General features: G+C 69.0%; 8 protein-coding genes. All 8 read left to right on the top strand.

The window, feature by feature from the left end:
* Positions 1 to 51 precede the first annotated feature (51 nt).
* The 8 genes from G578_RS0120890 (at position 52) to G578_RS0120855 (ending at position 12,666) form a co-directional block, all read left to right on the top strand.
* Complete coding sequence (locus G578_RS0120890; RefSeq protein WP_028795893.1) at positions 52 to 918, top strand: TauD/TfdA dioxygenase family protein; 867 nt, start codon at positions 52 to 54, stop codon at positions 916 to 918.
* 23 nt (positions 919 to 941) lie between these two features.
* Positions 942 to 1,412, top strand: a complete 471-nt coding sequence (locus G578_RS0120885; protein WP_028795892.1) for a GFA family protein — start codon at positions 942 to 944, stop codon at positions 1,410 to 1,412.
* A gap of 115 nt (positions 1,413 to 1,527) precedes the next feature.
* On the top strand, positions 1,528 to 2,913 hold the full coding sequence (locus G578_RS28745) for a sensor histidine kinase (RefSeq protein ID WP_051245121.1): 1,386 nt from the start codon (positions 1,528 to 1,530) through the stop codon (positions 2,911 to 2,913).
* Positions 2,914 to 3,063: 150 nt separating this feature from the next.
* Positions 3,064 to 4,032, top strand: coding sequence for a TAXI family TRAP transporter solute-binding subunit (locus G578_RS0120875; protein ID WP_169400894.1), 969 nt, complete (start codon positions 3,064 to 3,066; stop codon positions 4,030 to 4,032).
* Positions 4,033 to 4,124: 92 nt separating this feature from the next.
* Positions 4,125 to 6,134: a TRAP transporter permease gene (locus tag G578_RS27455; RefSeq protein WP_051245120.1), complete on the top strand. Its 2,010-nt coding sequence runs from the start codon at positions 4,125 to 4,127 to the stop codon at positions 6,132 to 6,134.
* Positions 6,127 to 6,348 (top strand): hypothetical protein, encoded by a 222-nt coding sequence (locus tag G578_RS0120865; RefSeq protein ID WP_028795890.1) that lies wholly within the window; start codon positions 6,127 to 6,129, stop codon positions 6,346 to 6,348. Before G578_RS27455 ends, G578_RS0120865 begins: the two co-directional genes overlap by 8 nt.
* A gap of 120 nt (positions 6,349 to 6,468) precedes the next feature.
* Entirely contained in the window at positions 6,469 to 8,268 is a 1,800-nt protein-coding gene (locus G578_RS27450) for an autotransporter assembly complex protein TamA (RefSeq protein ID WP_156907415.1), read from the top strand.
* 3 nt (positions 8,269 to 8,271) lie between these two features.
* Positions 8,272 to 12,666 carry a translocation/assembly module TamB domain-containing protein gene (locus G578_RS0120855; RefSeq protein ID WP_028795889.1) on the top strand — a complete coding sequence of 1,465 codons (4,395 nt, stop codon included), beginning with the start codon at positions 8,272 to 8,274 and terminating at the stop codon, positions 12,664 to 12,666.
* Positions 12,667 to 12,693 lie beyond the last annotated feature (27 nt).

Here is a 12,693-nt window from a genome sequence, read left to right as displayed (position 1 = left end):
GTTTTCAGCGGCTAGACTGTCGCAAAACGGGAACGTGCGGAGGACGCCATCATGACCAGCTACGACACCATCGCCGTTGAACCGCTCGGCGGCTCGATCGGCGCCGTCATCCGCGGCGTCGATCTTGGCGCGCCGCTGTCCAACGCCCAGGCGGCGGAGGTGCACGCGGCGTTTCTGGCCAATTCGGTGGTGTTCTTCCGCGACCAGGACCTGGACGACCCCGAGCGCCAGAAGCGCGCCGCCCGGCTGTTCGGCGAGCCTGTGGCGATCCCCTTCGTGAAGTCGCTGGACGGCCATCCGGAGATCATCGACATCGTCAAGGAGGCCGAGGACGTCGGGAAATACAACTTTGGCGGTAACTGGCACACCGACACAAGCTTCCTGGAAACGCCGGCGATGGGGTCGCTGCTCTACGCGCTCGACGTGCCGCCGCGCGGGGGCGACACGCTGTTCGCCGACCTCTACGCCGCCTACGAGACCCTGTCCGACGGCCTGAAGCGCAGCCTGGAGGGGATGACGGCGCTGCATAGCGGCATCCGCTCCTATGGAAGCCAGTCGAAGTTCCAGGGCGGCCGGAACACCTCGGTCTCGATGGCGATCGACGCCAACGAGGAGGGCGACAAGCTGATCGAGCATCCGGTGGTGCGCACCCATCCGGAGACCGGCCGCAAGGGGCTGTTCGTCAACCCGAACTACACGATCCGCTTCAGGGACTGGAGCGAGGCGGAGTCCAAGCCGCTGCTCGACTTTCTCTACGCCCACGCGATCCGCGACGAGTTCGTATGCCGGTTCCGCTGGGAGCGCGGCTCGGTCGCGGTCTGGGACAACCGCTGTCTGATGCACCGGGCGGTGAACGACTACGAGGGACACCGCCGGCACATGCGGCGGGTGACGCTGCAGGGCGACCGCCCGCACTGAGGTGTGACACAGAGGAGGGGGGAATGAAGCTCGAAGGCTCCTGTCATTGCGGGAAGGTGCGGTTCAGCGTCGAGAGCGCCCACCCCTATCCCTTCAACCTCTGTTACTGCTCGATCTGCCGAAAGACCGCCGGCGGCGGCGGCTTCGCGATCAATCTCGGCGGCGAGGCGGCCTCCCTCAGCGTCGAGGGCGGGGACCATGTGACGGTCTATCACGCCGAGGGGCCGGACGGCCCGAGCCCGCTCGGCCGGCGCTTCTGCGCCCACTGCGGCAGCATGCTCTGGGCCTGGGACAGCCGCTGGCCCGACCTCATCCATCCCTTCGCCTCGGCGATCGACACCGCCCTGCCGGTGCCGCCGGAGAAGGTCCATCTGATGCTGGGATCCAGGGCGCCCTGGGTGGTGCCCGCGGTCGACCCCGGCGATCAGTGCTTCGAGGAATATCCGAACGAATCTATCGCTGACTGGCATGCCAGCAGAGGACTTATTTCGTAAACGACGGCGGGGATGGAGGCCCACTTACAAATCAACCAATCCTTAACTTTCAGCTTTGTAGCGTCGCCGCACAGGGCGGCACCGAGTGCCGCCTGAGCCTATTGGGAGGTCAGTCATGGCCGCTCCCGCCTTCGAGGGGAGAGGGGGGACCGGTCCGGGATTCGGCGTGTCGAGCGACGCGTTGGATACGGAACGGGTTCGCTATCTGTACAGGTCGCCGGCCTCGGTGCTGGCGAGCACCTTTGCGGCTGTCGTCCTGGCGTATATCGGTATCGGCGTGGTCGGGCTCGAGCTGGCCATGGCGTGGATGGCCGTGCATGTGGTCCTGGCGACCGGCCGGGTCTATGCCTGGAATCTGGCGCGCCGCCGCCGCATCACCGGAACGAACCACCGCGGTTGGGCGCTGGTCCACGATCTCGGGGTGCTGGCGTCCGCCACCGGCTGGGCCATGCCCTCGATCCTGCTGTATTCCGGCCAGATGCCGCTCGAGGCGGTCACCCTCTACGCCGCCAGCATCGCCGCCCTGGCGGCGGGGGCGGTGTTCTCCTTCGCCATCTGGTGGCGCTGCTTCCTGGGCTACCTGGTGATCGTGGTGGTTCCGCCGGTCGGCGGCTTCCTGGTCTCGGATCAGCCGGTCCTGCAGACCATCGGCGTGATCGGCATCCCCTATTTCGGCGCCGTGGTGGCCTGGGGCCGGGTGGTCTCGCGGACCCTGGTGGAGAGCATCAGCCTGCGGCTGGAGAACTACGCGCTGGCCGGCGACCTGGCGATGGCGCGCGAGCATGCGCGGGAGATCGACCGGACCCGCCATGACGGATTCGCCAGTCTCAGCCACGAGCTGCGCACGCCGCTGAACGCGATCATCGGCTTCGGTCAGGCGATCGAGGCGGAACTCTGGGGGCCGATCGGCAACAAGCGCTATACCGAGTACGCCAGCAACATCGTGCATGCCGGCGAGCATCTCGACATCCTGATCGGCCAGGCCATGGATCTCTCGCGTCTGGAAAGCGGCCGCATCACCCTGGAGGAAGAGCTGGTTCCGCTGGCCGAGCTGGCATCGACCTGCAAGGCCCTGATCGCCGAGCGGGCGTCTTCTCAGGGTCTGACCCTGACGGTCGCGGTCGATCCCGACCTGCCGCCGCTGCGCTGCGACCCGTCGAAGATCCGTCAGATCGTCATCAATCTGCTGTCCAACGCGGTGAAGTTCACCCAGAGCGGCGGCCGGATCGCGCTGTCGATCCGCCGATCCTCCGACGGCGGGCTCGACATCGCGGTCAGCGATACCGGCTTCGGCATTTCTCCCGAGGAATTGAAGCGCGTCATGGAGCCGTTCGTGCGCGGCGACCATGCGCAGGTGCGCGCCTCCGAGGGACTGGGCCTCGGCCTGGCCCTGTCGCGCACCCTGGCGGAGCTGCATGACGGCTCCCTGGTCCTGACGAGCACCGTCGGCGAAGGCACGACGGCCCATCTCTATCTGCCCGAAGAGCGCCTGCGCGGCTGAGAATTTCCGGTTCGGCGCGGCGCCCTGGACCCTTCCGATCCCCTTCTAGGCGTGCATGGTCTCTTGCCTCCCTGGCACTCTGATGCAATTTTGCAGTCGGACGGCCGCATGAGACGGCCGGTGAGAATTGAAGGTGATGGAGGAAACACGATGAGACGTCTCGCACGTGCGGCGATGGTAGCCGCCCCCATTCTGGCCCTTGGTGCGACCGGCGCCAGTGCCGATCAGTTCGTCCGCATGGTCTCCGGCCCCTCGGGCGGTTCCTGGTATCCGCTCGGCGCCAAGATCATGCAGGTCATGCAGGACAACATCGACGGCGTGGCCGCGTCCAACACGTCCGGCGGCGGCATCGCCAACGTCAAGGCGGTCGGCGGCGGCGACGCGGAGATCGGCTGGACCTATGCCCATACGGCCGCGAACGGTTACGAGGGCAAGGGCAAGTTCGACAAGGCGGTCAAGGACATCGCCTATTTCGCCACGCTCTATCCGTCGACCTTCCAGGTCGCGGTGCCCAGCGACAGCAAGATCATGTCCTTCGAGGACATGAAGGACGCCAACATTTCGCCGGGCAAGACCGGCTGGACCGGCACGGCCTTCGCCGAGTCGATTCTGCAGGCCTACGGCTTCAACTTCAACGACATCAAGAACAACGGCGGCACCGTCCACTACGTGGATTACACCGAGTCCGTGGCTCTGATGAAGGACGGCCATATCGACGTGTTCATGGCCGCCACCTCGATGCCGCAGGCGTCGTTCATCGAACTGAACCACAGCCCGGGCCTGCGCTTCATCGGCGTGCCGGAGCCGAAGCTGACCGAGATCATCAAGGCCAACCCGGGCTACATCCGGGGCGCGATCACGCCGGCGGCCTATGAGGGTGTGGAGCAGGACATCCCGACCCTGGGCATCGTCACCAGCATGATCGTCAGCAAGGATCTGCCGGACGACCTCGTCTACCAGATGATGACCATCTTCTGGGACAACCACGCCGCCTTCGCCGAGGTGAAGAAGACGTGGAACGACGTGACCCTCGAGAATGCCCTGAACGGGGCCTCGGTGCCGGTGCATCCGGGTGCGGCACGCTATTACGAAGAGAAGGGCGTGCGTCCGGCGAGCTGATCGCCCCGCAGCGCCGATCTTCGCGGACGCCGGGCCTTCCGGCGTCCGCTTAGCGATTCCATTCCTGAGATTAGACAGCCGGGACGGCCGCGATGAGCCAGACGGAAAACGCCCTCGACTACGGCGAGGTCAAGGAGGTCACGTTTCTCGAGCGCCTGCTGGTGCAGAAGCGCTGGACGTTGTCCTGGACCATCACCCTGTTCTGCGTGGTGATCGCGGTTGCGCTCTCCTTCTTCCACCTCTACGTCGCCGAGTTCGGCACGCCGGAGGGCCGCTCGTTCCGCACCACCCACCTCACGGTGATGATGGTTCTGGCGCTGCTGATCAACCCGCTGTTCCGCCGGTCGCATTTCGAGCCGATCGATAGCCCGATGAAGAAGCTGGGCTTCGGCATCGACCTGGGCCTCGTGCTGGCGGTGATCTTTGTCCATGTCTGGACCATGTGGGATATCGACGCCTTCCAGCTGCGCCTGGGCTCCAAGGAGCAGGGCGATCTGATCGTCGGTACCCTGTGCATCGCCCTGGTGCTGGAGGCGACCCGCCGCACCGTCGGCCTGGCGATGGTCTGCGTGACCGGTTTCTTCATCTTCCACGCGCTGTACGCCCACAAGTTCTTCGGCTTCTTCTACGGCCCGCCGACCCGGCCGGCGAAGTACATCGACACGATGTTCATGAGCACCGACGGCATCTTCGGCCTGCCGCTGCACGTCGCGGCGACCTACATCGTGCTGTTCATCATCTTCGGCGGCCTGCTGATCCGTTCCGGTGCCGGCAAGTTCTTCATCGACCTCGCCGTGTCCCTGACCGGTCACCGGGTCGGCGGGCCGGCCAAGGCGGCCACGGTCGCCTCCGGTTTCATGGGAACGGTGTCCGGATCGGCCGTGGCCAACGTGGTGACCACCGGCTCCTTCACCATCCCGCTGATGAAGAAGCTCGGCTATCGCCCGAAATTCGCCGCCGCGGTGGAGGCCTGCGCCTCGTCGGGCGGGCAGATCACGCCGCCGATCATGGGCGCGGCCGCCTTCATCATCGCCGAGAACCTGGCGCTGCCCTACGTCTACGTGATCCTGGCCGCCGTCATCCCGGCCTTCCTCTACTTCGCCACCATCTACTTCATGGTGCATTTTGAGGCGGAGAAGACCGGGATCGAGCGGATCTCCAAGGACCGGCTGCCGCGCGCCCTGGAGGTGCTCAAGGACGGCTGGCACCTGCTGTTCGCGCTGGGCGTGCTGATCTTCTTCCTGGTGACCGGCTACACGCCGATGAAGTCGGCGTTCTGGGGTATTCTGGCGCTGGTCGGCCTCAGCTTCATCCGACCCGCGACCCGGATGAGTCCGGCCGATATCCTGGCGGCTTTCGAGAGCGGCATCCGGTCGACGGTGCCGGTGACCGTGGCCTGCGCCTGTGCCGGCATCATCATCGGCTCGGTCTTCGTCTCCGGCCTCGGCCTGAAGTTCACCCAGTCGGTGATCGACATGTCCGGCGGCAATCTGCTGATCCTGCTCTCCCTGACGGCGATCGCGGCGATCGTGCTGGGCATGGGGATGACCACAACGGCGGTCTACATCACCGTCTCGGCGCTGATCGTGCCGTCGCTGGAGAAGCTGGATGTGCTGCCGATGGCGGCCCATCTGTTCGCCTTCTACTTCGGCGTGGTCTCGACCATCACGCCACCGGTGGCCCTGGCGGCCTTCGCCGGCGCGGCGATCGCCAAGACACCGCCCATGGCGACGGCGGTGGAGTCGGCGCGCGTCGGCATCGCCAAATATCTGGTGCCGTTCGCCTTCGTCTATAATCCGTCCCTGCTGTTCGAGGGGTCGGTGCTGTGGACCGTGTATTCCACCGTGGCGGCGGTGGCCGGGCTGTGGCTGCTTTCGGCCGCCCTGGAATCCTGGCTCTACGGTCCGCTCAAGGGGCTGCAGCGTCTGGCGGTGTTCGCCGCGGCGGTGCTGGCCCTGATGCCGCCGACCGTCGATATCCTCGGGGTGCCCGGCGTCATCCTGTCCCTGGGCGGTCTCGCGCTCGGCGCCGCCGTCGCCCTGATGCGGCGGCGCGATCCGGCGCCCCAGTTCGCCGGCAGCAAGGGAGGGGCCCATGGCTGACATCTTCATCGGCAAGGCGTGGCACTGGGGGCTGCTGGTCATCGCCTTCGTGCTGCTGGGCGTGGTCGGGGTGTTCTACCTCCACACCTACGCCTTCAATCTGTTCACGACGATCTGCCTGGCCATCGGTCTCGTGGTCGTCCTGGCCGTCGTGCTGACCCACAAGCCCGGAGAGCGCATCACCCGCGAGCCGATCGAGATGCCGGAGGAGTGATGCCGGCGATCCGCCGGCGGCAGCGGCAAGGCGTGACTCCCAGTCTATCGGCCCTTATACCCGAAGGTTCTGACCACTAAAGGTCCGGCCGCGCTCATGCGCTTTGCGTTGTTTTCCGTTTTGGCACTCCTGCTGTTCGCGGGCGGAATCTGCCCTGCTTTCGCGCAGGATCCGGCGCAGGACGAGCAGGCCGGCATCGTCTACGAGGTCACCATCGAGGGGCTCGACGGTACCGGTGAGCTGAGATCCCTGGTGGCGGAAAGCTCGGTGCTGAAGTCGCGCATCGACGACCTGCCGATCTCGCGCGCCGCCCTGGAACGCCGGGCGCGCGAGGACGAGGAGATCTTCAACCGGGTCGCCCGTTCGCTGGGCTATTACGACGCGGTCTTCGTGCCCCGGATCGACGATCCGGCCACGCCGGAGGGCCCGGTCCGCGTCCTGGTCTATGGCGACCCCGGCGACGTCTACACCTTCGCCGACGTGTCCGTCCGCGCCGCCGAAGAGGCGGACGGCCAGGGGCAGATACCCGCCGATATCAGCCTGCCGCGCGAGGATCTGGGCCTGGAACGGGGCGCGCCGGCGAAGTCGTCCGCGGTGGTGAACGCCGAGACCACCCTGATCCGCCTGCTGCAGGAGCAGGCCTATCCCCTGGCCGAGCTGGTGGACCGCAAGGCGGTGATCGACCGCGACGCCAAGACCATGGATCTGATCTTCCGGGTCGATCCGAAGGGCAGGGCGCGGTACGGGGCCGTCACCGTGGAGGGCAATGAGAGCATCGAGCGCGACTACATCGTGCGCCGCCTGCCCTGGACCTATGGTGCGCCGGTGGATATCCGCGCGCTCGACAAGGGCCGACGGGCGTTGGCCAGCACCGGCCTGTTCGACAGCGCCGGCATCGCCTTCGCGGACGAGGTCGGCCCGGACGGTCTGCTGCCGGTCACCGTCACCGTGCGCGAGCATCCGCCCCGCAGCATCGGTGCCGGCATCAGCTATTCGACCTCCGAAGGGCTCGGCACCCGCGCCCATTGGGAACACCGCAACCTCTTCGGCGGCGCGGAGAAGCTGCGCACGGAGGTGACCGTCGCCGAGGTGGAGACCAGCCTGACCGGCGCCTTCACCCTTCCGGACGTCCTGGTGACCGATCAGACCTTCACCATAGAGACCGGGTACATCGAGCAGTACACCGACAGCTACGACAGCGAGAGCTACAAGCTCTCCGGCCGGTTCGACCGGCGCCTGTCCGAGGCCCTGTCGGTGGATTACGGCCTCAGCCTGGAGCGCTCGCGGATCGAGGAGAACGGCACCGAGGACCGGTTCACCCTGGTCGGCATTCCGCTGGGCGCCTCCATCGACACCTCCAACGACCTGCTGAATCCGACCCGGGGCGGGCGCACCCGGCTGAAGTTCACGCCGTATCTGGAGAGCCTCGGCTCCACCCTGTCCTTCTATTCCACGTCCCTGCGCCATTCCCGGTACTTCGCCCTGGACGAGGAGGGCGACCTGGTGCTGGCCGGCCGGGCCGGGATCGGCTCCATCGTCGGCGCCTCGACCGGCAACCTGCCGGCCGACAAGCGGTTCTATGCCGGCGGCTCCGGCTCGGTACGGGGGTACGCGCTGCAGAGCGTCGGACCGCTGGATGCCGGCAACGAGCCGACCGGCGGCAGTGCCCTGCTGGATTTCGGCCTGGAGCTGCGCTGGCGGGCCTTCGGCGACTTCGGCATCGTCCCGTTCGTCGATGCCGGCCAGGTCTACGACCAGGAACTGCCGAGCCTGGATGAGGAACTGCAATGGGCGGCCGGCCTGGGCTTCCGTTACTTCACCGCGATCGGCCCGATCCGTGCCGACATCGCCTTCCCCCTGAATCCGCGCGACAGCGACGACGTCTTCCAGGTCTATTTCAGCCTCGGCCAGGCGTTCTGAGCCATGCTGCGGCGCGCGCTCCTCATCCTCGCCGGCGTGATCGCGGTCCTCATGGTCGCGGTGCTGGGGCTGGTCGCGGCCGCCAATACCGACTGGGGCCGGGCCCGGATCATCGCCCTGGTGGAGGAGGCGACGGCCGACGGGCCCGTGCGCGTCAGCATCGGCGCCATCGACGGCACCCTGCCGGGCCGGATCGAGCTGCGCGACGTCGCCGCCTATGACGACCAGGGGCAGTTCGCCCGGGCCGGGTCGCTGCTGCTCGACTGGACGCTGCTCGACCTGCTGGCCGGCCGGGTGTCGGTGAACGTCCTGGCCCTCGCGGATGCCGGTCTGGAGCGTCTGCCGGTGCTGCCCGAGACGCCGGAGGAGCCGGTACCGGAAGACCCCGAGCCGCTGTCCCTCAAGTTCGAGGTGCCTGGGATCGAGGTCGCCCTGGACCGGCTGTCGGTCGATGCCCTGACCCTCGGCCCCGCCATCGCCGGCGAGCGGGTGACGGTCACCGCCGACCTGTCGGCGGCCCTCACCGCCGACGCGGTCCGGGCCGGCGGCTGGATCGAGGCGGTGCGGCCGCAGGGCCCGCCGGCCCGGGCGGAGATCGATGCCGCCCTGGTGCCGTCCAGCGGCGTGCTGCGCGCGGATCTCAGCCTGCGCGAGCCCGAAGGGGGGCTGGTCGCCGGGCTGTTGGGCGTCGAAGGCCGCCCGGCCCTCGCCCTGTCGCTGACCGGGGAGGGCGGGCTGGAACGCTGGCAGGGCGCGCTGGAAGGCGGGTTCGGACCGCAGGCGCGGCTGGATCTGGACCTGGTGGTGACTTCCTCGGCCGAGGGCTACGGCCTGGCGGTGGACGGGAGCGTCGCCGCCGCCGCACTCGCCCCGCCGGATCTGCGGGCATTGCTGGCCGAGCCGATCGACCTTGCCCTGATGGCCCGGACCCGTCCCGACGGCAGCGCCCGCCTGGAGAGCCTGGAGGTCGCCCTGCCGGCGGCCACCCTGCAGGCGTCGGCGGAGGTCGATGCGGCCGGCACGCCGGTGGCGGCCCAGGCGGATCTGGCGGTGCCGGAGCTCGGCGTCTTCGCCGACCTTGCCGGATCGGCGCTTGGCGGCAATCTCGGGCTCTCCGTCCGGCTGGACGAGCAGGGGCGCCGGCTGGTGGCGACGGTCGAGGGCGCGCCGGTGGCGGAGGGCATTTCGCTCGACGGTCTCGCCCTGACCCTGACCGCCGAGGCGCAGCAGGCGCTGGCCGAGTTGCCGTCGGAGATCCGCGTCGCCCTGGACGGCAACGTGGCGACGCCGGCGCTGGAGGGCTTCGATACCGCCGGCCTGCTCGGTCCCCGGCTGGCACTGACCGCGGCCGGTGTGGTGGCCCCGGAGACCGGGGATGCGACCGTCGACCGCCTGGCGCTCACCACGGATGCGGCGACGCTGGAGGGGCGCGCGACGGTCACCGACGGCAACCGGCTGACCCCGACTCTGCGGCTGACGGCCGGCGATCTCGGCCGGTTCAACGATCTGGCCGGCCTGGATCTGTCGGGCGCCGCCGAGGTGGAACTGGACGGCACCGTCGATCTCGACCCGCTGACGGTGTCCGCCACCCTCTCGGTTTTCGGCTCTGACTTCGGGCTGGGTGATCCGGCCCTGGGCGGACTGATCGGCCCGGCGCCGAGCCTGATCGCCGGCATCAGCCTGGGCCCCGATCGGCGGCTGGAGGTGATCGGGCTGGAGTTGATCGCCGACGCCGCCCGGGCGACCGGCGACGTCTCCCTCGATCTCGACGGTGGGGGGATCGGCGGCCGGATCGACCTCGCCGCCGCCGACCTGTCGGCGCTGAGCGGCATCGCCGGTTCCGACCTGTCCGGTGCGGCCGCTGTCGCCGTGGCGTTTGGCGGCACCCTGGAGGCGCCGGCGGCCTCCGCCTCCTGGCGGATTTCCGATCTGGTGGCGGCCGGCACTCCGGTGGACGAGATCACCGGCTCTGCCACCGTCGCCGGCCTGCCGGACCGCCCGGCCGGGGATGTGACGGCGTCCCTAGGCTTCCGCGGCGAGCCGGTGGATCTGGCCTTTGGCTATGCCCTGGGCGACGGGGTGCTGCGGGTCAGCGGCGTGTCGCTCGACGGGCTCGGCACCACGGTTTCAGGCGACGCGTCGGTCGCACTCGACAGCACGCTGGCCCGCGGCGATCTGGAGATCGCCATCGCCGATCTCGGCATCGTCGGCACCGCCCTGGACGTGCCGATCACCGGCGGCAGCGTCGCCGGCGCGCTCAGTCTCACGGACCGCAACGGCCAGGGTGTCGGCCTGACCCTGGACGCCAACTCCCTGGCCGTGGCCGACGGCCCGACGGTGGACCGCGTTCTGCTGGAAGCCTCGCTGGCCGACGCGACCGGCAAGGCCAACGGACGCGTCGACCTGACGGTACGCGGGGCGACGGTGGACGGGGCCACGCTAAAGACGGCGGTGCTCGGCGCCGACGTGACCGGTGGGGTGGCCCAGGTAACCCTGAACGCGGAGGGCGAGGCCGGCGTGCCGATGGTCCTCGCGGCGGTGGCCTCCGTCCCGCTGGATCCGGCGGCGGGTCCGATCAAGGTCAGCCGGCTCGACGCGGATGTGGGCGACGTGGCGATCCGCCAGCAGGGGGCGATGCAGGTCGCCCTCGACCCGGCGCCGCGCATCGACGGCATCGATCTGGCGATCGACGACGGGCGGGTCAGCGGCCATGCCGGGCTCGACACCGCCGATCTGGACATCGTCATCGCCCTCCGCGAGTTGCCGGCGGCCCTGGCCCGGCTGGCCGACCCGAGCCTGGAGCTGGAGGGGCGGATCGGCGGCGACATCGCCGTCTCCGGCCCGATCGGGAATCCCGATGCGGACATCGCCCTCTCCACGCCCGGGGTGCGGACCCTCGACCCCAATCTGGCCGACGTGCCGCCGCTGGTGGCCGAGGCGGTGCTGAAACTGGCCGACCGGCAGGCGAACGCCCGGCTCGACGCGTCCGTCGGGGACGGGGCCACGGTGACGGTCTCGGCGGTGGTGGACGGCGCCGCCGGTCCGGCGGGTTCGCCGCCGGTCTTCGAGCCGGGCGCGGGCCTGCAGGCCAGCGTGGACGCCGACATGGATCTGGCCCGGCTCTCCGCCTTCCTGCCGATCGACCTTGTGGCGATGGCCGGCAGGGCCCAGGCGCGGGTGCGGGCCGGCGGCACGGTCGGCGATCCGGCCCTGTCCGGCGCGGTCACTGTGGACGAAGGTCGGGTCGACGTGCCGTCGGCCGGACTCTATCTGCGCGATCTGGCGCTTCGGGCCGAGGGCGAGGGTCAGGAGCTGGTCATCCGGCGCTTCGACGCCCGGGCCGCCGGCGGCGGCACCGTCTCCGCCTCCGGCAGCCTGTCGGCCGACCCGGAGACCGGGTTCCCGGCGGACATCAGCATCACCGCGGACAACTTCAACGCCTCCGACATGGACATGGCCTCGGTCTCCATCGATATGGACCTGCGGGCCAGCGGCGCCTCGCCGGAATACCTGCTTGCCGGCAAGGTGACCGTGCTGCCGACGGAGATCCGCATCCCGGAGAACCTGCCGCCCAGCGTGGTCTCGATCGATGTGGTCGAAATCCGCGACGGCCGGGTGATCGAGGACCCCGAGGAGAAGGAGAAGCGTGAGGAGGCCGAGCAGGCGCCGAGCGCACCCCTGCGTCTCGACCTGGAGATCGACATTCCGGGCCAGGTCTTCGTGCGCGGCCGCGGTCTGGACAGCGAGTGGGGTGGCAACCTGACCGTCACGGGGCTGGCCGATGCGCCGGCGGTGAACGGCCAGATCGCCGTGCGGCGTGGCGTGCTGAGCGCGGTCGGCGAGAATTTCGATTTCGAGAGGGGCCGGGTGATCTTCGACGGCGGCGACGCCGAGGATCCGGCCCTCGACATGCGTCTGACCGCCGAGCTGACGGAGATCCGCGCCTCCATCATCGTCGGCGGCCGGGCGAGCGACCCGGATATCAGCTTGGAAAGCGATCCCGCCCTGCCGGAGGAGGACATCCTGTCGCACATCCTGTTCGGCTCCACCAAGGCGGAGCTGACGCCCATTCAGGCGCTGAAGCTGGCCCGGTCGGCGGCGATCCTCTCCGGCAGCTTCGGCTCCGGTCCGGGCATCACCGAGCAGGTGCGCGACGCGATCGGCGTCGACACGATCGACGTGGACACCAGCACCGCCGATGACGGCTCGGTCGGCGCGTCGCTGTCGGTGGGCAAGTACATCGCGCCGGGCGTGTTCCTGAAGCTGCAGCAGGGTCTGTCCGGGGCGTCCAGCCGGGCGGTGGTGGAGGTCGAGGTGACCGACAGCATCTCGGTGGAGACAGATGTGGGTGCGGATTCCCAAAGCCGGGTTGGCGTCACCTACGAGCTCGACTATTGAGGAGGCCTCACGCTTCCGGGGACCTTC

Origin of the sequence: Thalassobaculum salexigens DSM 19539 (assembly GCF_000423805.1) — a bacterium.
In the GTDB taxonomy this organism is placed as follows: Bacteria; Pseudomonadota; Alphaproteobacteria; order Thalassobaculales; family Thalassobaculaceae; genus Thalassobaculum; species Thalassobaculum litoreum.
This window is presented reverse-complemented; position numbering and strand designations above follow the sequence as displayed.